Consider the following 24,722-nt stretch of genomic DNA (forward strand, 5'->3'; position numbering starts at 1 on the left):
AGCAAAATAGGGAAAACCAAACGTAAAGCGAACAGCCCGTAACAGGGAATTAGAGGTTAGGAGGATAGAAATGGTCTGGTTACATACCAAAAAGCTCGTTATTGTCCTTATCGGAGCACTCTTAAATGCAATGGCCATGAATTTCTTTTTAATTCCCGCTAATGTTTATGCCAGTGGGTTTACAGGCCTTGCTCAATTATTGTCTAGCATTTTACATGAATTTACTCCATTCGAACTATCAACAGGTATTTTGCTCTTTCTTTTAAATATACCTGTTATTATCCTTGGGTGGAAAAAGGTTGGGAAGTCCTTTACAATCTATAGCTTCATTTCTGTTTTGCTCTCAACTCTTTTTCTTGAACTGTTGCCGATTATCCACGTTTCACAAGATATTCTATTAAACGCCGTGTTTGGAGGAGTGATAGCGGCGGTAGGTGTCGGGTTGACCTTGAAGTGGGGGGCATCAACTGGTGGAATGGACATTGTTGCGATGATTCTTTCAAGGACAAATGATCGTCCAGTCGGAACGTATTTTTTCACTTTAAACAGCATTATTATTATTACGGCTGGTTTCATATATGGATGGGAAAAAGCGTTATATACCTTAGTTCAACTTTATGTATCGACTCGGGTTATAGATGCCATTCATACAAGGCATGAGAAATTAACTGCTATGATTGTGACTAAGAAGGCAAATGAGCTAAAAAAAGCTATTCATAGTAAATTAACTAGAGGAATTACAATGGTCCCTGCAAAGGGTGGGTACACAGAAGAAGAGAAAGATATGATGTTTATTGTGATAACCCGTTATGAGCTTTTCGATTTACAGAGAGTCATAAAGGATGTCGATCCACATGCATTTACGAATATAGTTGAAACCTCTGGGATATTGGGTTTTTTCCGAAAGGACTAAGAAGGCAGCTTCTAACATAGTATAAAAAGGAATTGAGGTGTGAAAATGAGGAATCCTCTTATTTTTATTCTAATTTTACTAGTGATTTTTCCGATTACAGCTGTTCATGGAGAAGAAAAGCCAAATACCGAAGGGGTAATCTTCTATATTGATGCTGTAGCAACCCCAGAGAAAATGACGTTTGAGCTTGTGCTGAGAAATGATACTAAAACTCCAATCAATTTAGAGTTCGCCAGTGCACAATTATATGAAATCATGCTTTTTAATAAGGCGAATGAACAGGTGTATCAATTCTCAAAAGGAAAATCCTTTGCGCAGGTTTTAAAAACAATTGATCTTCAACCAAATAAGGAAATCTCTTGGCAGGAGTCATGGAAGGACCATGGATTATCTGAAGGGGATTACCAAGTTACTGCGGAGCTTAAGGCAATAAGCTTAAACAAAAAGGCAACCGAGCCGCTGTCAACTTCAAGAATGGTACATGTTCCAGCTAAGAATCCTGTATTTAAAAACATAGAGGTTAGTGGCGAAAGAGGCTTATATCGAGTGGAAGGTCAAGCAAAGCCAAAGAACGGGAGCTTCTACTATACAGTCGAAGATGGGCACCATCAACAAATCCAAGAAACAAAGAAAGAAATTCCCGGAGATGAATGGAGCTCATTTGTGCTCGAATTAGAAATAGCAGAAAATCAATTGCCACAAAACGGCACGCTGGTATTGAATCTGTATGAACGCGACAACGAAACGATTGTTCACAATTATTCAATTGTATTGGAAAAGTTTTATTAAAGAAGGCTGTTTTCGTAAAAACTATTTTTCAATGAAAAACATGGCATTAGGGTTCTATTTTAGCTCGAAAAGCAACAATGTTTGAGAACAGAACCTTAAAGAAAAAAGCTGACACGATGATAGTGTCAGCTTTTTTCTTAATTGACCAGCTTCAGTTCCCAAAGGTTACTGTACGCCGTTGAGTAATGCGCGTGCGCTGTTCTTATTTTCCTTTTAGATGATCTAGCTCGTCTTGATATTGGTGTAGCTGTTCTTTTTCGGCAAGGGTTGAGTTGGCAAAGGCGGATGAAAGGGCATTCTCAGCGCGATGGATTGCTTCCTGATTACTAGAACCATCGTTCTGTGCCATTGCAACAGCCTTTTTCGCTTCCTTAAAGAGGCGGTTGCCCATACTATATCCCTCCCACAGAAGTATCGTGGTCATTGGACATTTTCCTTGCTTCAGCTTCAGCGTAAGTGGTATGGTACGGGATGCGCTCGTCATGCTTAGAGACCGTGTCTGCTCCTTGCTTGACAAATCGTTTAGATTTACTCGATCTTCCCATTTTTACCCCTCCATTCAATATCTAAGCAAGCTACGAAACAGGCAAAGGAATCCTGCTTCTTTTTTAGTATGCTCTAGACATTAGGGATTAGTACAACAGTCCATTTCCTAATAATGCATGGTATGTTTCTAAAGAGTTTTGAGATTTAAATAATCGTTTAAATATGCACCAACACCGTCTTCTTCATTGGTAAGAGTGACTTCATTGGCGATATTTTTAACTGCAGAAATACCATTTCCCATTGCAATCCCTTTCCCTGCATATTCTAGCATGTCAAGGTCATTATCTTCATCACCAAAGGCAATAATTCGACTAGATGGAATATTGAAGTAATCGGCTGCTTTTTTCAACCCAACAGCCTTATTTAAACCATATTTGACAATTTCAATTACGTGAAAAGGAGCAGCCCAACTTCGATGGTCAATCACCTCGGCATGTACCTCAGATAGGTGGTTGCGAATTTTTGAAAGCTGGTCTTCTTCGGTATGAATGAGCATACTAGTTGGTGATTTTTTCAGAAACTTTCGTAAATCACCTGTTGTTATGGAAGGTTCGCCTAGATTAAAGATATCGATAAGTTTCTCGTCATGATAGTGAAAGTAAACATCATCAATGACCTCAGCGATGATATTATGAAACTTAAATGAGTCTAAAGCTTCTACAATATCCTTTGCAACGTTAATTGAGAGTGGTGAATGGTGGATACCCCATTTATGGTCTTGAGGATGGTGCACAAATGCACCATTAAAATTCACGATGGGGGTATCAAGTCCTAACTCATTGTAATACATTTCACTAGAACGAAAAGGACGGCCAGTTGCAATCATGACAATATGCCCTTCCTCGCGCGCTTTTTGTAATACACGTTTATTTTTTTCGGATATGGTTTTGTCGTCTTTTAATAAGGTTCCATCTAGGTCTAATGCAATTAAATGTTTTTCAGTCATAAGAGCTCCTTTTTTTTAGCTTTTATCATTATTCTATAGGTGTAATTTAAATTGTATGTATAGTAGTAAGGGGACAAATTATAGGAGAAAAGGAGAGATAGATATACAATTATGACTCCTTCATTCAATATGCTCTCCATATTACAGTTTTTTCAGTTAAAAATCATTCAGGACAACTTCCTTCAACAGAAATTAAAACATTTTTTTTCCCACTTAAGGCAAACCTATATCTTAAGTCTAAATCACTTTGGGTGGTTAGCCAAATAATTCTGTTGAAAAAGTGGTATTCATCTAATCTAAAAGAAGATTCACTTCCCATAACAATTAATAGAAGGCGCTGTGAAGTGAAAAGGCTGTAAAAGTATGAAAAAACTGTTAAGATATTAGTTATACAAGTTTTAAAAGGAGTGAGGCGTTTTGGATCAAGATTTAAAAGACAGCATCATGGGTGCATTAGAAATGGTAGTAGACCCGGAACTAGGAGTAGATATTGTTAATCTAGGGCTCGTATATGATGTTGAAATAAATGAAGATGGCTTATTAACAGTCACGATGACCTTGACTTCAATGGGGTGTCCATTGGCAGGAACGATTGTCGATTCAGTAAAGCACGCAATGTCCGATCTTCCAGAAGTGAAGGAAACAGAAGTGAATATCGTTTTCAACCCACCATGGTCAAAAGATATGATGTCTCGTTATGCTAAAATTGCCCTTGGAGTTAGGGATTAATCTTCAATAACATCAAAACGTCTGAACAAATGTACAACGGGTTCTGTTTTGAAGTACAAAATTTGAATTAACAGTGCTTCTCGAATAGTAATTCGGACTAGAATTAAAAAGCAATTTGGCAAGTAAATCAGAAGAGAAAAATGCTTGGAGACATATATGCTCCAAGCATTTTTTATCCCAAGATAAGCACCGGTTCAGCGATTTCCTAATTTTCAAGAATTGCCAGGCGATAAGCTATTAAAATAAGGGGAGAAATTCCTCTTATTTTGGAAATAGCACGAAAAATAGATGGAATAGAGGGAAAGATTCCCCCTATTTACTCGAAAAACATGAAAATGGACCATTTTGCTTTGCCTTAACGGGAAAAACTCCCCTTATATCCCCCGAACCGAGCCCTATTCTGTAGGTTAACGGGAAAAACTCCCCTTATTTAAACAATCAGGGGTTACTCAATTTAGGATAAGAAAGAATATCTGCTTCATGTATCTGCCTCTCAGACATCAACACCCACACCCTGCTAGTTAATATCTTTTGTAGCACACCAATTGATACAACAATTAGCATGCGAATTTTCATGCCGACAAAAACTTATGACACCATGTAAAAGGGGTTCGAAATTCAGGGCGGATTTACCGTTTATTTTATTAAACCCCATATATATCAATAAAAAAGAAGCAGTCTAATTCAGTTGCGAATAGGGCTGCTAATTGGTGTGCTTATTTAGTTTTTGTATTCGAAATCCGAACTCTTTGAACAAATGTTCAGGCGTTTTTTTATTTTCTAAGGGATTGGACAGATTAAAAATGTGGCTATTTTTTGTCGGCACTTGTTACAAAATTGTGTACTGTTCTCAAGGTTTATCCTATTAAAACGAGGGTCATGTTAATATGATTTCAATCACAGAAATGTTGTTTATTTGAAAACCTACAGGGGGAATTTAAAATGGCTAGAATCACTACATGGAACCCAGAAGATAAGAGATTCTGGGAAGCGGAGGGCAAACAACATGCCCAACGAAATCTTTGGATTTCGGTCCCAGCCTTGATGATGGCTTTTATTATTTGGCAAATTTGGTCGGTTGTTGCAATTCGTTTAAATGATATTGGTTTTGCCTTTTCACAGGAGCAGTTGTTTACATTAGCTGCGCTGCCTGGTTTAGTGGGTGCAACGCTTCGATTTGTTTATACTTTTGGAACGGGCGCTTTTGGTGGTCGAAACTGGACGGTCTTTGCTACAGGTATTCTTCTTTTACCAGCCCTGGGCATCGGTTTTGCAGTTCAGAATACGGAAACACCTTTTTGGGTGATGGCTTTACTTGCTGCATTATGTGGATTAGGCGGAGGAAACTTTTCTTCTTCTACTTCAAATATTTCAATGTTCTTTCCAAAGGCTGCAAAAGGAACAGCATTAGGAATCAATGGTGGATTAGGAAATATGGGGGTTTCAGTCGTTCAATTCGTCACCCCATTGGTTATCGCAACTAGCACTTTTGCTTTTATCGGTGGGAACACAGAAGGTCAAATACTACCAGATGGAACACAAGTATGGCTTCAAAACGCTGCTTTTGTATGGGTTATTCCGATTATCATTTTGACAGTTGCAGCATACTTTGGGATGGATAATTTACCAGGTGCAAAACAGTCTGTATCACAACAATTTGTTGTATTGAAGAAAAAGCATACTTGGATTATGACTATATTGTATGTTGCTACATTCGGTTCTTTTATTGGGTACAGTGCAGCTTTTCCGTTGGTTTTGAAAAACCTTTTCCCAGAGTATATTAGCTTAGCATGGATTGGTGCATTCCTTGCAGCAGCGGCTCGTCCGGTTGGCGGTTGGCTTTCCGACAAATTCGGTGGGGTGCTCATTACCGCAATTACTTTGTCCGTCATGTCAGTTGGAGCTTTTGTGGTAATTTATTTTACAAACGCAGCTAACTTTGCAGGCTTTCTTTCCGCCTTCCTCATCCTGTTTATTGCAGCAGGAATGGGCTCTGGATCAACGTTCCAAATGATTCCGAATATCTTTTCAGCTAAAGAATCAGCACCAGTTCTAGGAATTACCGCTGCGTTTGCGGCGTATGGTTCTTTCCTAATTCCACAGTTATTTGGGTGGTCCACAAATAATTTTGGCACGCCAATTAATGCTTTGTATATTTTCATCGCAATTTATATCCTATCGATTGCGATAAACTGGTACTATTACCAGCGTAAAAACGCCGAAGTGAAAATTAAATAATGTACGTAAAAAGAATCAGGAATGGTAAGTCCCTGATTCTTTTTATTGGTTTTAGACTTACTAGAGCATCATTTATTTATAAAGTGCGATAACAACTTCACAAAACTGTCAAAAGGCGGTTTTTATCTGTGAGGAAACTCACTTAACACTATGGGGAAGTTATTTATACTGTTCTTATAGAAGAGTTTATATAGGGGGCCAATCAGATGTTTTCAAGAGATTTTAATAAAGATCCGTTTATTGTCATATGGGAATTAACAAGGGCCTGCCAGTTAAAGTGTCTCCATTGTCGAGCAGAGGCTCAATATAGACGTGACCCAAGAGAGTTGAGTTTTGAAGAAGGAAAAGCGTTAATCGATCAAATATATGAAATGAATAACCCTATGCTAGTTTTTACCGGTGGGGACCCTCTGATGAGAGAGGATGTTTTTGATATTGCCGCTTATGCGGTTGAAAAAGGGGTTCGTGTTTCCATGACTCCAAGTGCTACCCCAAATGTAACGAAGGAGGCCATCGAGAAGGCGAAGGATGTGGGCCTTTCCAGATGGGCGTTTAGTTTAGATGGACCAACTGCCGAGATTCATGACCATTTTCGTGGCACAGCTGGTTCCTTTGACCTAACTATGGAAAGAATAAAATATTTACATGAGTTGGAGATTCCGATTCAAATCAATACGGTGATTTCCAGATATAATTATGATTACCTAGATGAAATGGCTAAATTGATTGAGGAATTGGACTGTGTCCTGTGGAGTGTGTTCTTCCTGGTTCCGACGGGAAGAGGCCAAGAGAAGGATATGATTACCCCTGCTGAACATGAGAAAGTATTTATTTGGTTATATGATCTAAGTAAGAAAGTGAAATTTGACATTAAGACAACCGCAGCACAACATTATCGTCGTGTCGTGATTCAAAATAAAATGCGTGAGGCAAAGGAGCAGCCGGAGGATATCCAATACCTTGATGCTTTAACACAGCAAGGTTTAACCGGGTCCATTGATGGATTGGGACGTGCGCCTAAAGGGGTAAATGACGGCAATGGGTTTGTGTTCATCTCACATATTGGCGACGTATATCCAAGTGGCTTACTTCCGGTTAAAGCAGGGAACGTACGTGAAACACCATTAGCGGAAATCTATCGAGAATCACCTATATTTAAGTCGCTAAGAAATCCTGATGAATACAAAGGCAAATGTGGAGTATGTGAATTTAGGCATGTATGTGGAGGCTCACGCTCAAGAGCTTACGCCATGACAGGTGATTACCTAGAGAGCGAACCGTTCTGTGTTTATATTCCAAAATCAATGAGGAAACAAAAAGCAAAACAAGAATCATAAGTTTAAAGGGGAACGGCAAATGCTGCAGGTTCCCCTTTTTTAAATAAGGATCTTTTCTCAAACTTTGTTGCTTTTTGGATACAAAATAGAATCGATCAAGCTTTGTTCGCTGCAAATACCTTTTTAACCATGAGAAAAGAGCTTGCAAACTTACTATAACGTACAAAATTGCTTTTCTTGCGTTAAAATCGGCTTTAGTTTAGGTAGTAAAAATCGGCTTTAAGATTTTTACAATTTTAACAATAATCATTACGAAAAGAGCCTTAAATAAAGATTTGCTTTACTCCTTAATGCCTAAAAAAAGAGAGGAGCCATTGTAAAGGCTCCTCTCCTATTCGATACTGCAAAACACTGCTGGGCAATTTTCACAGCCAATTTCAGTTTTTAAAAACTCTAGATCATGAACGATGATTTTCCCTTTTTTTATTGAAATAACTTGTTCTCGTTTTAAATCATTAAGAATTCGATTTGTGCTTTCCCGTGAAGTTCCACAAAAATTTGCAAGTTCCTGGTTGGTTAGGGGAAGGTCAATTAATATTCCATCTTTTTGATGGACACCGTAACTGTTTGTCATCCGAATTAAGGTTGAAAATAGTGCTCCCTTTTTTCCGTTAAGAACAAGATCCCGAAATTTTGTTTGCGTCTTACGGAAATGGTCACTCATCCATTTCATGAATTCAAAGGCGAGTGTGGGGTTTTGAAAGATTTCTTTTTCTATTATTTCTTTTTTAATGGCAACTATTTCAGCGTCCTCGAGTAGTAGGGCACTTAGAAGGTACTTTGGAGATTCCGTAAATAAAGTAAGCTCACCACAAATGTCATTTTCTCCACAAATACGGAGGGCGAGTTCACGTCCGTCTTTTGTTACCTTACTAATTTGGACCTTTCCTGAAAGAATGAGGTAAAGCTCAGTCGCTTCCATTCCTTCTTGAAAAAGATAAGACCCTTTCTTAACCTGTATGGTTCTATCTGCAAAATTTAGTAATTCTTTTATTTCAATGGAGTGTGTTGCTTTGTTTAGTTGAGGCATGCTCATCATCCTTTAGTCCATTTATCTTTCATGTCACTAATAATAACATTCGTATAGTGGAAAATCCGTGTTGCAACGCACTTGTTGAAAATTCGTCACGATTTTTCAGTGAGGTTGTTCACACTTTCGTAAAAAATGATTTAGAACTAAACATTTTATAATTGTTCTTAAAAAGAGACGTCCACGCTTTTGATTACTAGGTGATATTGGCACTTATTAAAATGGAAGTTTCTCACAGATTCCTACCTTGAAACTTATGACAAGCTCATGACAATTTAAGCTATTTGCACTATGATTGTAGTTTTTATGATTCAATAATAGTATCATTGATAATAGCATAATAATCATTGATGAGTACTTTAGACTGAGGTATAGGAATACTATCATTATAATAGTTTGTTATTTCCTTAATTGAGGAACGGGCAAAACTTCATTATGGAGTTGATATAGATGAGTAGACAATTAGTTAAAGACAAATTAGATCGACCGTTGCGTGATTTGCGCATATCTGTCATTGATCGTTGTAATTTCCGTTGTACGTACTGTATGCCAGCTGATATCTTTGGACCGGACTTTGCCTTTCTTCCTAAAAGTGAACTCTTGTCATATGAGGAAATTGAACGGGTAGCAAGAATTTTTATCGGACTTGGTGTTGAAAAGATTAGACTGACAGGTGGAGAGCCGCTTATGCGTAAGGATCTCCCGGTTTTGGTCGAGAAACTATCGGCCATAGAAGGGTTGTCGGATATAGCCTTAACGACGAATGGAGTCATGCTACCTAAGCTTGCAGCCCCATTAAAAGCAGCTGGATTAAAGCGGGTTAATATTAGTTTAGATACCTTAAATGACGAATTATTTGGTCAGATTAATGGTCGTGGGGTCAAAACTGGTCCTGTTTTAACAGGAATTAGAGCGGCCAAGGAGGCAGGTCTTGGCGTAAAAATAAATATGGTTGTGAAAAAGGGCTTAAATGATCAAGAAATCCTTCCGATGGCCGAGTTCTGCAAGAATGAGGATCTTGAACTACGTTTTATCGAGTATATGGATGTCGGTAGTACAAATGGTTGGAAAATGGACGATGTCATTACAAAAAAAGAAATTTATGAGCTGTTGAAAGAAAATTATGAGCTCGAACATACCGGAGCTGCTTATTTTGGCGAAGTAGCTAAAAGGTATCGCTATAAAGGAACAAACGTGCATGTTGGATTTATTTCATCTGTTTCTGAATCGTTCTGCTCAAGCTGTACAAGATCCAGACTATCGGCAAATGGTCAAATATTCACTTGTCTCTTCAATGGAAATGGCCATGATCTTCGTGATTTCATGAGAGCTGGAGCTAGCGATGAGGAATTAAGAGAAAAGATTACCGGGATATGGAATGGTCGTGATGATCGTTATTCCGACGTAAGAACGGCGGAAACAATCGCAAACCGTAAGAAAATTGAAATGTCTTATATTGGTGGTTGATATACACATTTAAGAGGTTGGGCTCTCGTGGATTAGCATAGGAGTCTAACTTTTTTTGTAGTCCGCCTCAATGCCCTAAAGTTCAATATTAAGCGCTTCTAACGCTATAACAAAAAAACACACGATTTTCCTATTACAAGGAAGGAAAGTCGTGTGTTTTTATAGGATTAAGCTGTTAAATTTTCAAAGTAACGTGGGAATAAGATATTGTTTTCTAAATGAACATGCATGAAAGTATGCTCTTCTAGCATTTCAAGGCGTTTGTAAACTAGACGGTATGTTCCGCAAGCATCCATTGGTGGATTGAAGTCAGATGTAACATCACGAAGTTCTTTTAAAATTGCACCTGCATGGTCATGTTCTTTTTCAAGTTCGCGGATCTCATCAAGAATTTGTTCACGGTTTGGTAAATCTGGGTTATCCAATGAGAGCAGAGCAGGGAATACAGTCGCATCTTCTTTGGCAGTATGCTCAAGTAATTCATTTTTCAATTCGTAGAAAAGATCATGCATTTTGATAAGTTCTGGATGATTAGCTCCATGAACACGTGCAACCTTTGTTACATATGGGCTCATAAGCTTAAGCTCTTCTTCAAGTGTACGGTGGTACTGCTCTTGGATATGCTTAACTAATACAGCAGATTCTGTTTGAGTCCAGAACTCCATATCTTCAGCGGAATTTGCATTTTTTGCATATAATTCACCTAGTTCTACCATTAGCGCTTCAACATTAACCGTTTTTTCCGCTGCTGCCTCTGTTAACGGAATGCTGCCGCCACAACAAAAGTCGATGCGATTCTTTTTAAAGATATCACTTGATTTAGGGAATAAGTTAACAATGTCTCTTACTAATGTATGTTCATTAAATGGAAGTTGCATTTATGTTTCCTCCTTAAAGAAATCCAATTATTGTTTACAAATTAATCATAAAGGAAATGGTTCTAATAGTAGGTGATATGTATCACACCTTGATAAAAATTTTGAAAGGTATAATTTGGAAGTGAAAGTTGAAAAATTGTGATGTTTGTCATGTTGTGTGTTTTCATTTACTCTTATAATGAAAAGATAGATTTAATTAATTTTAGTTTACATTGCCCAGTACTAGGAGCTGAAAATATGCTAGAGAAACGAACACCGATTCAAATTGGAGAAGCTGTAAATAGAGTAATGAAGTTTAAAAAGAATGGAAGTACTGAATGGGTCTCGATAAATGAAAGTTTTGGAAGGTTTTTGTCTGATGATTTAAGAGCAACTAGCGATGTGCCTCATTTTGATCGAGCTCCATACGATGGATTTGCGATACGTTCTATCGACACAAGCGAAGCTTCTCAATCCAATTCCATTATGTTTGAAGTTGTCGATCATATTGGTGCAGGGATGTTATCGGATAAAGAGCTAGGACCAAATCAAACCGTGAGAATTATGACTGGTGCCCAGATGCCAGTTGGTGCAGATGCGGTTGTCATGCTTGAGTTAGCGAAGGAAACCAGTCAAGATGGTAAAAAATATATGAGCGTTAAGAAGGTACATAAAAAAGGAGAGAATGTTTCCTACCGTGGGGAAGATGCAAAAGAAGGGGAAGTGCTTGTCAGCAAGGGAGCGTTTATTAACCCTGGTATTCAGGCAATGCTAGCTACCTTTGGATATGATAAGGTGCCTGTTGCCAAAAAACCAATTGTTGGACTTTATGCAACCGGGACGGAATTACTGGAGGTTCATGAACCCCTAGTTCCAGGAAAAATCCGGAATAGTAATTCATATATGATCTCTGCCCAAATTCAAAGAGTCGGAGCGGACGTCCGTTACTTTGGTCAACTTCCAGACGATTTTGATACTTGTTTTGAGGCAGTTGCGAGCGCAATTGACGAAGTCGATATTTTTATCACAACCGGTGGTGTCTCTGTCGGAGATTTTGATTACTTGCCACAAATTTATGAAAAGCTTGGGGCTGAGGTCCTGTTTAATAAAGTAGCAATGCGTCCTGGCAGTGTTACTACCGTTGCACATCTAGATGGAAAACTGTTATTTGGCCTCTCGGGAAATCCATCAGCCTGTTATGTTGGTTTTGAGCTATTTGCCCGCCCAATCCTAAGGACGATGTTAAGTATTGACTCGCCGCATCTTCGAAAGGAGAAAGCCGTACTTAATGCAGATTTCCCGAAGGCAAATCCTTTCACTAGATTTGTAAGAAGTTCCTTGACAATTGAGGATGGACGACTAGTTGTTACCCCTAGTGGTTTAGATAAGTCGAATATTATCATGAGTCTTGCCGGGGCAAATTCTCTGATGATCCTACCTGGTGGAACGAGAGGATTTGAACATGGAGTAGAAGTAGATGTGCTTCTGCTTGAAGACCAGACTGGTAATCAATGGCCATGGTAAAGCCAATTCTATTTCAGCTGGTTGGTTACCAAAATAGTGGGAAAACAACCTCTATGTATGAAGTGATAAATAGGCTTTCTACTCAAGGATATAAAGTTGTCACGATAAAACATCATGGCCATGGTGGGAAACCGGATATGGTGGAAAATAAGGATTCAGGGCGCCACGTAGACGCGGGTGCCTTTGCATCTCTCATTGAGGGAGAGGGGAGGGTGTTATTACAGGCAGAAAAGGCTGACTGGAGACTAGCGGAACAGATACAATTAGTGACAGCTCTTAACCCCGATACAATCCTGATTGAAGGCCACAAGCATGAAGTTTTTCCGAAGGCGGTTCTGCTTCGAGATGAAAGGGATTTGCACCTGCTTGAAGAGCTAACAAATATTAAAGTAATCCTAAGTCGACGACCGGAATTAGCCAGCATGCTTCAAAAGAAATTATCCTATCCTGTCTACTCCGAAGTGGAGGACTTTTACTCCTGGATTGTTAATTATGTAGAGACAGCAGTTCTTTTTTCAAATAAGCAAAATCATTCAGACATAAAAAAGTAAAAAAAAATTCGCAAATTAGACATACAAGCGATATTTATCACTGTGCTTTCACTGCTAACTAGTTAAAATAAATAGGTAGATATACCTGTTTTAATACGTGGTAGAGGTGAAAAAGATGGAAATGTATCAAATGTTGTGGATTGTTTTTCCTTATACAGTGGTGGCTATCGTTGGAATGGGGCTTATTTGGCAATTGGAAACTCCTAGTAGTGGAAAGGCGAAGACAACTTCAGAAAGGTTCATTACGGGATCACTAAAATGGTTGCTTGTTTTATGTACTTTGACGGGGCTAGTGGTTATTCATCTTTATGATGAAATTGCTCAGTTGTTTTTATGGTTTCTAAGCTTTATACAGTTACAACCAGACATGAGTTTAATAAAAAATATCTCCTTTTTATCACAAATACACATAGTGATTGTGTTTTTATTTTTGCTTAGTCTTGCCTTCTCTAATAAAATTTGTTACCTTTCAAAACCACATTTATATATAAAAGAATTACTCCTGAAGCTTCACTTGGTTAAAAGGCATCTTTAAGATGTCTTTTTTATTTAGATCAAGATAAATAGTTATGAGTTAGAGAATTGTCCAGCTCCAGCGCCTAGTCCCTCGGATCATAAGCCACCCCTGAATTGAAGGCAAAGAACGCCTTCTATTCAGGTGAGTCTTATGCCTGTCGGGCCTGACCAAGGCGCTTCCGCTTTTCTGCTTGTCCAGCTCCAGCGCCTAGTCCCTCGGGTCATAAGCCACCCCTGAATTGAAGGCAAAGAACGCCTTCTATTCAGGTGAGTCTTATGCCTGTCGGGCCTGACCAAGGCGCTTCCGCTTTTCGCTTTTTGACGATTTCGTGACTTCACAATCAGTAGTGCTCTCAAATGTGACAAGTTTCACTTAATAGTATTCTTACGTGCATTATAGTAAGAATAGAAATGTAAGGGAGTGATGATTGTGAAGTTATTTATACCGAAGCAACACGGTGCCTGGGCCATGCTTATCATTCCGTTCTGGCTAGGTGCCGCAGCAACTGATATCGTATGGCAGCATATCCCGTTCTTCCTCGGATGGCTTTTATTATACTTAGCAACGTATCCAATGCTATTTCTATTTAAAAAGAAAAACATTCCTTTCTATCGTAAGTGGACCATTATTTACCTTGTTCCAGCACTCGCCTTACTAATGGTACCATTACTTACTATTCCAACTATTGTTTACTTTGGACTAGCGATGCTCCCATTCTTTACCGTTAATGCTTACTATTCAAGTAGGAAAAACGAAAGAGCTCTTATGAATGATCTTAGTGCAATTATAAATTTTAGTATTGCAGGGTTAGCAAGTAGTTATCTTTCAAGTGGTAATCTGACCCTAGAAGCTTGGTTGGCATTTTTCGCCTCTATCCTTTTCTTTGTTGGGAGTACAATTTATGTGAAGACAATGGTACGTGAAAAGAAAAATATACGTTACAAATATATTTCATGGATTTATCATGCTGTTGTTCCGATTGTTTGGCTATTTATCGGCGAGTGGATCGTAGCATTAGCTTTCATACCTAGTTTGATTAGAGCCATAGCATTTTATGGCAACCCTTTAGGGATGATGAAACTTGGTGTGTATGAAATCGTAAATGCAGCACTGTTTTTTATCATCATCCTTTTTGCAGTCATATAGTAAATTTGAACACGGCAAACATGTCGTGTTTTTTTGTCTCTGTATATATGATTCTCTCCGCCTATTATGGTTTTTTTCGCAAAAAAAATTTGCGGAATTTTACGAAATTGGTTGCGTTTCTGATGTGGAGTTCTTATAATAAAAAGAACTGAAATTAATAAATATAAAATTAAATGGTTATTTATACATTGACCATAGGAAGGGGGAGTAGAGTGAAGGTAGCGGTTATCGGCACAACAGGTTATGGTGGGGGCGAATTGATTAGGATATTACATAATCATCCTATATTCCGCATTCACTCCATTCACTCAACTAGGGAGGAAATGCCCATTACAGAGGAATTTCCTCATCTAAATAGTATATTTGAAGATTCATTGAAAAAAGTGGAGCCAGAGCAAATTGCTGAGGAAGCAGATCTTGTTTTTCTTGCTACACCATCTGGTATCTCAGGAAAACTCGCGCAACAATTTTACGGAAAAGACATTCAAGTTGTTGATTTATCTGGAGATCTTCGGATTAAAAACTCAGAGGAATATAAAAAGTGGTATAAACACGATGCCGTCAACGAAGATACATTAGCTGATGCAGTTTATGGTCTAAGTGAGTGGAATCGCGAAAATATAATAAATGCTAAGTTGCTATCGAATCCGGGTTGCTATCCAACCGCCGCTTTACTTGGGCTTGGGCCTGTTTCGGTAGCTGGAGTTATTGAACCTAAAGGAATAATTATTGACGGAAAGTCAGGTGTTTCTGGAGCCGGAAAAACACTCTCAAAAACAACTGCTTTTGCGGAAATGAATGATAATTTCAGAATTTATAAGGTCAATCAGCATCAGCATATCCCAGAAATTGAACAGCAACTCAAATTATGGGATGGACATAGTACTCCGGTTACCTTTAGTACTCATTTAATTCCGATTACAAGGGGAATTATGACGACCATTTACGTTCAACTAAAAAAAGAGCTTACTACATCCGAAGTCGTGGAACTTTACCAAGAAACCTATTTGAATCATCCCTTTGTAAGAGTGCGGAAAGAAGGCCAGTATCCATCTGTTAAAGAAGTTTGTGGTTCAAACTTTTGTGATATTGGACTTAATGTTGATGAAAGAACTGGTCGCCTGACCATTGTTTCAGTGATAGATAATTTAATGAAAGGTGCTGCCGGGCAGGCGGTACAGAATGCCAATTTAATGAACGGAATCGATGAAAAGGCGGGATTGAACTTTATTCCAATCTATCCTTAAGGAGGACACAATGAAACAGGCATTAACAGAAAAGAAGATTGTTAGAAAGATCGATGCAGGTGGTGTTTTAAGTCCAAAAGGTTTTAGCGCTGGAGGGGTTCATGCTGGGCTTAGATATAGCAAATTAGATGTTGGGATTATCCTAAGCGAGACCCCAGCGAATTGTGCCGCTGTCTATACAACGAGTGCTTTTCAAGCGGCCCCAATAATCGTAACGAAGGATAGTATTTCTAAGGAAGGTTTAATCCAAGCTGTCATTGTGAATAGTGCCTGCGCGAACGCCTGTACCGGACAACAAGGACTTGATGATGCTTATAAAATGAGATCCTCGACATCTAAAGCCTTTAATATAGCAGAGCATCACATTGCTGTAGCGTCGACAGGTGTTATTGGCGAGTTTCTTCAAATGGATAAAATCGAGGCAGGAATTCAAGCATTAAATCCTGGGATATCAGCGGAAAATGCTGAGGATTTCCAAACAGCGATTCTTACTACTGATACAGTAATGAAGAGCAGCTGTTATGAGGCGGAAATTGATGGTATGCCTGTTTTTGTTGGTGGAGCTGCCAAGGGCTCAGGGATGATTCATCCGAATATGGCCACTATGCTAGGATTTATTACAACTGATGCCAATATTTCATCAGAGCATTTAAGTGTCGCTTTAAAAGAGTTAACCGACATCACATTTAACCAAATCACAGTGGACGGAGATACTTCTACAAATGATATGGTTCTAGTTATGGCTAATGGCCATGCCGGGAACGAGCCATTATCTCCAGAACATCCAGAGTGGCCTACTTTTATACAGCTATTAAAAGAAAACTGTGAAAGCCTTGCGAAACAGATTGCCAGAGATGGAGAAGGCGCAACCAAGCTAGTGGAGGTTTCCGTTATCGGTGCAGTTTCAAATGAAGAAGCTAGAGCAGTTGCGAAGCAAATCGTTGGATCCAACCTAGTGAAAACGGCCATTTATGGTGCTGATGCAAACTGGGGAAGGATAATAGGCGCTGTAGGTCAAGCGAATGCTTTTGTAAATCCGGATACTGTTGATATAAAACTCGGTTCAATGGAATTGCTGAAAGCAAGCAATCCACTGGTTTATTCCGAAGAACAGGCTAAAGCCTACTTGGAACAAGAGAAAATTGAGATTACAGTGAACCTTAATGTCGGCTCTGGATCAGGAACCGCATGGGGCTGCGACCTTAGCTATGACTATGTCAAAATTAATGCAAGCTATCGGACATAGGAGGTTACTATGAAAACAATCGTAATCAAATGTGGCGGTAGTGTACTTGATGAGTTATCCCCAGCATTTTTTGATGCTCTTCATTCTTTGAAAAATGATGGGTATAAACCAGTTATTGTCCATGGCGGTGGGCCAGCAATCAATGCGATGCTCGATCTATATAAGATAGATTCAAAGTTTCATAATGGACTTAGAGTTACTTGTGAAAAAACAATGGAAGTCGTTGAAATGGTCCTTTCGGGCAAAACAAACCGACAACTTGTTAGTCTACTTGCTGAAGGTGGATTAGATGCGATTGGGCTTAATGGAAGCGACGGAGGGTGTCTCGTAGCAGATTTTATCAACAAAGAAGAGCTTGGGTTTGTTGGTACTGTTACGATGGTTAATAAGGAGTTAATTAATAAACTGATAGAATCCGAACTAATTCCAGTTATTACTCCAATAGGGGCTTCAGAAGATGGCAACCGATTAAATATTAATGCAGATTATGCGGCCGCCGCAGTTGCAAAGGCATTAGGTGCGGAGCGCTGCTTATTTGTAACCAATGTAGATGGAATCCTTGTTGAAGGGGAGCTGATTGAAGAAACATCTTCGTCTGAGATTCAAGAATATATTGCCTCTGGGCATATCTACGGTGGAATGATTCCTAAGGTAGAATCAGCAATTTCAGTTCTTGATAAAGGAATTAATCGGGTTATGATTGTTTCTGGGAAAAAGGCCTTTTATAAGAATAGGGAATGGGCAGGAACGGCAATCACCAGTAAAGAGAGGGTTAAATAATGAGCCATTTATTTCCGACCTATAGTCGTTGGGAAATTGAACCAGCTAGCGCTAAAGGAACAAAGATTACGGCAGTGGATGGAAAAGAGTATCTTGATTTCACTTCAGGAATTGGTGTTTGCAATTTAGGTCATTGTCATCCACACATCGAGCAAGCTGTTACGGAACAACTGAAAAAGTTCTGGCATGTTTCAAATCTGTTCCCACAATCGATGCAGGAAAAAGCCGCAAAGCTTCTAGCCGAAGCAGCAGGGTTAGACTTAGTGTTCTTTGCAAATAGTGGTGCTGAGGCAAACGAGGCTGCGCTGAAGCTTGCTAGGAAGGCAACGAGCCGTTCCAAGATTATTTCATTCAACAATTCATTTCATGGTCGGACATTTGGTTCGATGGCAGCAACGGGTCAAGATAAGATTAAAAACGGTTTTGGACCAATGCTCGAAACCTTTATCCATTTGCCTTTTAATCATGTAGAGGCATTCTTAGATGAAATTGACCAGGATACTGCTGCAGTTGTACTAGAGATTGTCCAAGGCGAAGGCGGAATAAACGTTGTGGACCCCGAGTTTCTAAAGATTATCGAAAAAGCATGTAAAGAAAATGGTGCATTGTTGATTGTTGACGAAATCCAAACAGGGATTGGTCGTACAGGAAAACCGTTTGCTTTTCAGCATTACAATTTAAAGCCAGATATCATTACGGTTGCGAAAGGTTTAGGAAGTGGATTTCCAATTGGTGCAGTGGTTGGAACAGCACAGCTTCAAGAGGCTTTCGGACCAGGAAGTCATGGATCAACATTTGGTGGCAATCCAATAGCCATTGCCGCTGCAGTTGCTACTATGGAAATGGTTTTCACTAAACAGTTCTTAACTGAAACCACAACTATGGGTCAATATCTTTACAATCAAATTGAGGCAAACCTCGGCAAGCTAGAAGGTGTGCTGGATATCAGAGGGATTGGCCTAATAATCGGAATTGAAATATCCGGGAATGTTCCAGAAGTGCTTTCCAGACTACGCTCCAAAGGTTTAATTGTTTTGCCTGCAGGAGAAAAGGTCATTCGCTTGCTTCCGCCCCTTAATATAACCAAGGGTGAGATTGATCAGGCGATAAGTTTATTGAAATCTACATTAGCAGACGTAACTTCGGCAGCAGTATAGCCGGATATTTTTAGAGATTAAATGAATAATTATTAAATTTTGTATATAATTATTCGGAAATACGAGGTGAATTATGGACGGTTACTTACATCTAAGTGAAGGGATTTCCTATAAAGGCACATGGGTAGGGAAACAACCGATCAAGGAAATTAAAGGAGAGGTTGTCTTTTTTACTGGGATGACGGGGTACCAAGAGGTGTTAACGGACCCATCTTATAAAGACCAAATAGTCGTTTTTACCTATCCGTTAATAGGGAATTACGGTATTAATAAAGCAGATGCTGAAAGTCTCGTACCACAACCAGCAGCTGTAATTGTATATGAGGCAGAGACAAATTGTTATCATTATGAATCAGAAATGAGCATGAGTGACTATCTACAGAAATGGAATGTTCCTGTTCTGTCTCATATTGATACACGAGCGGTTGTAAAAAGGATACGAGAACATGGCTCAATGCCAGCAATTCTTGCAGACAAAAAGGAGTGTATGAAAGACTTCACTCTAAACACTGATATGAAAGTTAGTCAGGTGTCAATCTCAAAATCGCAAGTATATGGGGAGGGTTATCCACATATTGTCCTTTTTGACTTTGGCTATAAAAAATCAATCCTAGATAGTCTATTAGCCAAAGGCTGCAAGGTGACAGTTGTCCCATACGATAGTACGTTTGAATATATTCAATCTCTTCGCCCTGATGGTGTTCTCTTGTCAAATGGACCCGGGGATCCAAAAGAGTTAAAAGAAAAACTTCCACAAATTAAAAAGGTTATCGAACATTTTCCTGCGTTAGGGATTTGTTTAGGGCACCAGTTGGCTGCCCTTGCTCTTGGTGGTGACACCAAAAAGATGCTATTTGGACATCGTGGTGCCAACCAGCCAGTTTGCGATCATCAAACAGGGAAGGTATTCATGTCGTCACAAAACCATAGCTATGTTGTTGATGAACAAAGTATCAGTAAAGCGGGCCTATCCGCACGTTTTATCAATAGTAATGATGGTTCTGTTGAGGGGCTGTCCCACCAATCTCTACCGCTAGTAACCGTCCAATTCCATCCAGAAGCTCATCCAGGACCAGCAGACAGCGATTTTGTATTTGATGAATTTATCAATCTTGTTGAATCAACGAAGCGGAGAGAAGTAAATTATGCCTAAAGATACTAGAATTCAATCCATCTTAGTAATCGGTTCCGGCCCAATTATTATTGGGCAGGCAGCCGAATTTGATTACGCAGGAACTCAGGCTTGTATCGCTTTAAAAGAAGAAGGTTACCGAGTGATCCTGCTTAATAATAATCCAGCCACTGTCATGACCGACCCAGAATTTGCGGATGCGATTTATTTTGAACCGATGACTGTGGAAAGTGTAGAAAAAATAATCCAAAAAGAAAATCCGGACGGGCTTCTTGCTACCCTTGGTGGCCAGGCAGGGTTAAATATGGCTTTTCAGTTGAGTGAACAGGGAATTATTGAGAAATACGGATTAAAAGTGTTGGGTACATCAATTGATTCCATTAAGCAAGGGGAAGACCGGGATGCGTTTAGAAGCCTAATGTATAAACTCAATGAGCCAGTTCCAGAGAGTGAAGTGGTCCATAGTGTTGATGAAGCACTAAAATTTGCAAAAGCAACAGGTTATCCCGTTATCGTGAGACCTGCCTATACACTAGGCGGGACCGGTGGTGGAATCGCTCCCACTGAAGAAGAACTTATTAGCTTGGTGAACGGTGGCCTCAATGAGAGTCCGATTCATCAGTGCTTAATCGAGAAAAGCATTGCTGGCTACAAAGAAGTCGAATATGAGATGATGCGGGACGCCAACGGAACTTGTATTGCCATATGCAATATGGAAAACTTTGATCCTGTGGGAATTCATACTGGTGATTCAATTGTTGTTGCTCCCTCGCAAACGTTAACAGACCGCGAATACCAGATGCTCCGTTCTGCAGCTGTAAAAATCATTTCCGCGCTTGGAATAGTTGGAGGATGTAATATACAGTTTGCTCTCGACCCTGAAAGTAAAAATTACTACCTGATTGAAGTAAACCCGCGTGTGAGCCGTTCATCAGCCTTGGCTTCAAAGGCGACGGGGTACCCGATTGCAAGGATGGCTGCAAAGCTTGCTGTAGGTCACTTGTTATCAGAGCTAAAGAATCCTGTTACAGGAAATACGTTCGCAAGCTATGAGCCCGCGCTAGATTACGTTGTCGTGAAAATTCCGAAATGGCCATTTGATAAGTTTCCTGAAATCGAGCGCCGACTAGGTACCCAAATGAAAGCTACCGGAGAAGCAATGGGAATTGATCGAAATTTTGAACGAGCATTGGTTAAAGCTGTACGATCATTAGATATGAAACTCGCAGATTTATCTCAGGAAGTCTTTAAGAGTAAATCAACAGAGGAATTAAAGTCAATCCTTACCCAACAGTCAGATGAAAGACTCTTCGTAATAATGGAATTATTACGTCGGGGTGAAAGGATAGAAGCCATTCATGTTGAAACAAAAATTGACCTGTTTTTCTTAAACAAGTTAGAGGGAATTGTACAAATTGAAGCAGAAATTGCAAAAGTAAATGCTCTTGAGGTGAGTACTGATCAATTAGCTTCTTATAAAGAAAAAGGTTTCAGCGATGATTATCTTGCTAAGGTGTGGAAGATGACTGAAAAGCAAGTTAGAAACTTAAGAAGTAAGCTTTGCGTCAAACCAAGTTATAAAATGGTCGATACTTGCGCGGCAGAGTTTGATTCTAGCTCAAATTATTTTTATTCTTGTTATTTTGGAGAAAATGAGTCACCGAAAACGGCTAAAAGGAAGGTATTAATTGTAGGAAGCGGACCGATTCGCATTGGTCAGGGTGTCGAATTTGATTATTGTTCCGTTCATGGGGTTCTTGCGTTAAAAGAGGAAAACATTGAAACCATTATGATTAATAATAATCCAGAAACGGTAAGTACAGACTTTGCTTTATCTGATCGACTTTATTTTGAACCATTATGCTTGGAAGAGATTCTTGATGTTATTGAAGTAGAAGGAATAAGCGAAGTCATTGTTCAACTCGGAGGGCAAACGGCCCTAAACTTAGCAAAAGGACTTGAGGATTACGGAGTAACATTGCTTGGAACGAGTTCGGAGATGATTGATTTATTTGAAGATAGAGATAAGTTTTATCGTCTACTTGATAACTTAAATATTCCACGCGTAAAAGGTTTAATTGCTGGAAACGAGCAAGAATTAGTGGATGCTGCAGATACAATAGGATTTCCAGTTTTAATTCGTCCTTCATATGTTATCGGTGGTCAAGATATGATGGTCATTGAGACTAAAGAGAAGTTAGAAGGGCATTTAGCTAAGAGTATCGTTCAATATCCTGTGCTAATTGATCAGTTTTTAGAAGCAAGAGAAGCTGAAATTGATCTTGCAGCGGATGGAGAGCATTTAATCGTCCCCGCAATCATGGAACATATTGAGAGAACAGGTGTACACTCTGGTGATAGCTTATCAATGATCCCTGCGCAAGGATTATCTAAATCAGTTGAAAATAAGATTATCGAATATGCATCTCTAATAATCAAAGATACAGGTTATCGGGGACTGATGAATATACAGTATATTATTTCTGGGGAACAGGTCTATATTCTCGAGGTAAACCCACGTTCAAGTAGAACGATGCCGATTGTTAGCAAAGTGACAGGTGTACCTCTCGTCAATAAAGCGACAAAAATATTGCTTGGGAAATACAATATGTCGAAAAATGAATTACCGGTATTTGGGGACGGTCCTAGCCCGTATGTTTGTTTAAAATATCCGGTATTTTCTAATTTTGCTTTAAGAGGCCTCGATATTAAAACAGGTCCCCAAATGATGTCAACTGGAGAAGGGATAAGTATCGGTCAAACAACGGAAGAGGCATTAAAGAAATACTTTACTTCAATATCTTCTAAATTGAAGGGGAATAAAATTTTCTATACAAGTTGTGATCAGACACTAATTCAAGAAGCGGCGCAATGTGGTGTAGAACTTATTCGATATGAAGGGGAAATAAATGATATCGAGATTGAAAAGATTGCTGGGGTATTATGTAGTGGGAGTAGCAGTGACGATGTTTTTCTCCGTCAATGGGCAATTCGCCAGCGTAGGCTAATATTCTCTCAAGAAGAAACCTTTATGGCTTATCTAAAAGGAACTAAAAACACTGAGTGGAATGTAAAAGCGATGGGAGAATGGTTAAACCAAATGGAAAAGGGTGTGGCAGTAAAATGAGCAAGTCTCAGCAATCAACAATCAACAAGTTGTCTTTAAAGGGGAAACATTTCCTGACCATTCTTGATTTTTCTACTGAGGAAATTCAATTGCTAATTGATAAAGCAGTAGAACTGAAATCAAAAGGACCGGGGCAAAACCTACTAGCTGGAAAAATTCTCGCAATGATTTTTGAAAAAAATTCGACTAGAACACGGATGTCCTTTGAAGCAGGTATGCTTCAGCTTGGAGGTCACGCTATCTATATGAATAACCAAGATTCACAGCTAGGGCGTGGAGAAACCATTGCTGATACTGCTCAAGTGTTATCACAATATGTTAACGCCATAATGATTCGAACTCATGGACATGAACGAGTGGAGGAACTTGCCAATCATTCCACTGTGCCTGTAATAAATGGACTGACGGATTTAGCGCATCCATGTCAGGCAATTGCAGACGTTCTTACGCTAACTGAGAAAAAAGGTGATGTCCGCGGATTAAAACTGGCGTATGTGGGGGATGGCAATAATGTTTCTAACTCATTAATGGCTATCTGTGCGAAGTTAGGTATTGACTTTGCAATCGCTGCACCAAAGTCCTATTGGCCAGATGAGAAAGTAACTTCAAAATGCAAAGAAATTGCAGAACAAACAGGCTGTAGGATTACAGTTACGGAGGATCCTGTCGAGGCAGTACTCAATGCGGATGCAGTTTATGCTGATGTTTGGACTAGTATGGGACAGGAAGAAGAAAACGAACAACGATTAAAAGACTTTCATGATTATCAAATAAATGAGAAACTTGTTAGTAATGCTAAAAAAGATTATCTCTTCATGCACTGCTTACCAGCCCATCGTGAGGAAGAAGTAACTGCAGGAGTAATCGACGGACCTAATTCCGTAGTATTCGAGCAAGCGGGCAATCGCCTTCATGCGCAAAAGGCTTTGTTAGTTGAATTACTAAAAGACTAGACATGGGGACTAATCAGGAAAATAAAATAAAAATGCACATGAGATCTCATATTTATCTCATGTGCATTTTTTTTTATCTAGGGTGAAGGGAATAAAGCGCGAATAGACGGGAAGTTTTCGCGAATAGAACCCCAAAAAAGATGAATAGAAAGGTCCATGCGAATAGGACTATATTCACTACACTTTGGGACCTGATTAGGTCAATTGGGCAAACTTTCCTTCATGTTATGAGCACGTTCGGAAATAATAATATGGCAAAGATATTGGAAAGGGAGGAGGCAGCTATATGGGCCAAAACCGACAATTTCGTGCAGGACAAAAGGCACCCAATAATGGTGTCTATATTGAGATAGGCGAAACAGGAAGCAATGTGAATAATCCACAGAAGATTAAATTAAGTGCAGGAGACTATTTTCCGGAAAACTCCAACCACAACAGACTCTGGACGTACCACAAAATCCATAGACATACCTAGAAAAGCGGAAGCGCC

The 24,722-nt window shown here is 39.3% G+C and carries 23 protein-coding genes; 18 read left to right on the plus strand and 5 right to left on the minus strand.

The window, feature by feature from the left end; translation table 11 throughout:
- The first annotated feature begins 70 nt into the window (after positions 1-70).
- Positions 71-913, plus strand: coding sequence for a YitT family protein (locus LG336_RS03585; RefSeq protein ID WP_404331186.1), 843 nt, complete (start codon positions 71-73; stop codon positions 911-913).
- A gap of 45 nt (positions 914-958) precedes the next feature.
- A complete protein-coding gene (locus tag LG336_RS03590) occupies positions 959-1,702 on the plus strand; it encodes a BsuPI-related putative proteinase inhibitor (protein ID WP_404331187.1) in 744 nt (247 codons plus the stop codon).
- 202 nt (positions 1,703-1,904) lie between these two features.
- On the opposite strand, the gene LG336_RS03595 is transcribed toward LG336_RS03590, so the two are convergent.
- The 3 genes from LG336_RS03595 to LG336_RS03605 form a co-directional block, all read right to left on the minus strand.
- Entirely contained in the window at positions 1,905-2,093 is a 189-nt protein-coding gene (locus LG336_RS03595) for a DUF3813 domain-containing protein (protein WP_404331188.1), read from the minus strand.
- A gap of 1 nt (position 2,094) precedes the next feature.
- Positions 2,095-2,247: a hypothetical protein gene (locus tag LG336_RS03600; protein WP_404331189.1), complete on the minus strand. Its 153-nt coding sequence runs from the start codon at positions 2,245-2,247 to the stop codon at positions 2,095-2,097.
- A 128-nt stretch (positions 2,248-2,375) separates the two neighbouring features.
- Positions 2,376-3,194 (minus strand): Cof-type HAD-IIB family hydrolase, encoded by an 819-nt coding sequence (locus LG336_RS03605; protein ID WP_404331190.1) that lies wholly within the window; start codon positions 3,192-3,194, stop codon positions 2,376-2,378.
- Between the two features lie 417 nt (positions 3,195-3,611).
- Between LG336_RS03605 and LG336_RS03610 the strand changes: the two genes are divergently transcribed.
- The 3 genes from LG336_RS03610 (at position 3,612) to LG336_RS03620 (ending at position 7,498) form a co-directional block, all read left to right on the plus strand.
- Entirely contained in the window at positions 3,612-3,923 is a 312-nt protein-coding gene (locus LG336_RS03610; RefSeq protein WP_404331191.1) for a metal-sulfur cluster assembly factor, read from the plus strand.
- A 942-nt stretch (positions 3,924-4,865) separates the two neighbouring features.
- A complete protein-coding gene (locus LG336_RS03615; protein WP_404331192.1) occupies positions 4,866-6,161 on the plus strand; it encodes an MFS transporter in 1,296 nt (431 codons plus the stop codon).
- Between the two features lie 206 nt (positions 6,162-6,367).
- Positions 6,368-7,498 (plus strand): TIGR04053 family radical SAM/SPASM domain-containing protein, encoded by a 1,131-nt coding sequence (locus LG336_RS03620; protein ID WP_404331193.1) that lies wholly within the window; start codon positions 6,368-6,370, stop codon positions 7,496-7,498.
- A gap of 331 nt (positions 7,499-7,829) precedes the next feature.
- Here the strand turns inward: LG336_RS03620 and LG336_RS03625 are convergent, their stop codons facing one another.
- Positions 7,830-8,528, minus strand: a complete 699-nt coding sequence (locus LG336_RS03625) for a Crp/Fnr family transcriptional regulator (protein WP_404331194.1) — start codon at positions 8,526-8,528, stop codon at positions 7,830-7,832.
- Positions 8,529-8,978: 450 nt separating this feature from the next.
- On the opposite strand from LG336_RS03625, the gene moaA reads away from it, so the two are divergent.
- Complete coding sequence (moaA, locus tag LG336_RS03630; RefSeq protein ID WP_404331195.1) at positions 8,979-9,995, plus strand: GTP 3',8-cyclase MoaA; 1,017 nt, start codon at positions 8,979-8,981, stop codon at positions 9,993-9,995.
- A 167-nt stretch (positions 9,996-10,162) separates the two neighbouring features.
- Here the strand turns inward: moaA and ric are convergent, their stop codons facing one another.
- Complete coding sequence (ric, locus tag LG336_RS03635; RefSeq protein ID WP_404331196.1) at positions 10,163-10,873, minus strand: iron-sulfur cluster repair di-iron protein; 711 nt, start codon at positions 10,871-10,873, stop codon at positions 10,163-10,165.
- Positions 10,874-11,110: 237 nt separating this feature from the next.
- Between ric and glp the strand changes: the two genes are divergently transcribed.
- From glp to LG336_RS03695, 12 genes are all read left to right on the plus strand, one after another.
- A complete protein-coding gene (gene glp / locus LG336_RS03640; RefSeq protein WP_404331197.1) occupies positions 11,111-12,376 on the plus strand; it encodes a gephyrin-like molybdotransferase Glp in 1,266 nt (421 codons plus the stop codon).
- Entirely contained in the window at positions 12,370-12,927 is a 558-nt protein-coding gene (gene mobB / locus LG336_RS03645; protein WP_404331198.1) for a molybdopterin-guanine dinucleotide biosynthesis protein B, read from the plus strand. Before glp ends, mobB begins: the two co-directional genes overlap by 7 nt.
- A 115-nt stretch (positions 12,928-13,042) precedes the next feature.
- A complete protein-coding gene (locus LG336_RS03650; RefSeq protein WP_404331199.1) occupies positions 13,043-13,462 on the plus strand; it encodes a respiratory nitrate reductase subunit gamma in 420 nt (139 codons plus the stop codon).
- 411 nt (positions 13,463-13,873) lie between these two features.
- Complete coding sequence (locus LG336_RS03655) at positions 13,874-14,590, plus strand: YwiC-like family protein (RefSeq protein ID WP_404331200.1); 717 nt, start codon at positions 13,874-13,876, stop codon at positions 14,588-14,590.
- A gap of 212 nt (positions 14,591-14,802) precedes the next feature.
- Positions 14,803-15,837 carry an N-acetyl-gamma-glutamyl-phosphate reductase gene (gene argC, locus LG336_RS03660; RefSeq protein ID WP_404331201.1) on the plus strand — a complete coding sequence of 345 codons (1,035 nt, stop codon included), beginning with the start codon at positions 14,803-14,805 and terminating at the stop codon, positions 15,835-15,837.
- Between the two features lie 10 nt (positions 15,838-15,847).
- On the plus strand, positions 15,848-17,083 hold the full coding sequence (gene argJ / locus LG336_RS03665) for a bifunctional ornithine acetyltransferase/N-acetylglutamate synthase (RefSeq protein ID WP_404331202.1): 1,236 nt from the start codon (positions 15,848-15,850) through the stop codon (positions 17,081-17,083).
- 9 nt (positions 17,084-17,092) lie between these two features.
- Positions 17,093-17,863, plus strand: coding sequence for an acetylglutamate kinase (argB, locus tag LG336_RS03670; protein ID WP_404331203.1), 771 nt, complete (start codon positions 17,093-17,095; stop codon positions 17,861-17,863).
- A complete protein-coding gene (locus LG336_RS03675; RefSeq protein WP_404331204.1) occupies positions 17,863-19,020 on the plus strand; it encodes an acetylornithine transaminase in 1,158 nt (385 codons plus the stop codon). The genes argB and LG336_RS03675 overlap by 1 nt, the downstream gene beginning before the upstream one ends.
- Positions 19,021-19,093: 73 nt before the next feature.
- Positions 19,094-20,173: a carbamoyl phosphate synthase small subunit gene (locus LG336_RS03680; RefSeq protein ID WP_404331205.1), complete on the plus strand. Its 1,080-nt coding sequence runs from the start codon at positions 19,094-19,096 to the stop codon at positions 20,171-20,173.
- Positions 20,166-23,279 carry a carbamoyl phosphate synthase large subunit gene (locus LG336_RS03685; RefSeq protein WP_404331206.1) on the plus strand — a complete coding sequence of 1,038 codons (3,114 nt, stop codon included), beginning with the start codon at positions 20,166-20,168 and terminating at the stop codon, positions 23,277-23,279. The genes LG336_RS03680 and LG336_RS03685 overlap by 8 nt, the downstream gene beginning before the upstream one ends.
- The gene (gene argF, locus LG336_RS03690; protein ID WP_404331207.1) at positions 23,276-24,232 is read left to right on the plus strand and encodes an ornithine carbamoyltransferase; all 957 of its coding nucleotides are present in this window, start codon (positions 23,276-23,278) and stop codon (positions 24,230-24,232) included. The genes LG336_RS03685 and argF overlap by 4 nt, the downstream gene beginning before the upstream one ends.
- Positions 24,233-24,518: 286 nt before the next feature.
- Positions 24,519-24,707 carry a YjzC family protein gene (locus tag LG336_RS03695; RefSeq protein ID WP_404331208.1) on the plus strand — a complete coding sequence of 63 codons (189 nt, stop codon included), beginning with the start codon at positions 24,519-24,521 and terminating at the stop codon, positions 24,705-24,707.
- The last annotated feature ends 15 nt before the right edge of the window (positions 24,708-24,722 follow it).

Origin of the sequence: Mesobacillus maritimus (genome assembly GCF_044803185.1) — a bacterium.
Taxonomy (GTDB): Bacteria; Bacillota; Bacilli; order Bacillales; family Cytobacillaceae; genus Mesobacillus_B; species Mesobacillus_B maritimus_B.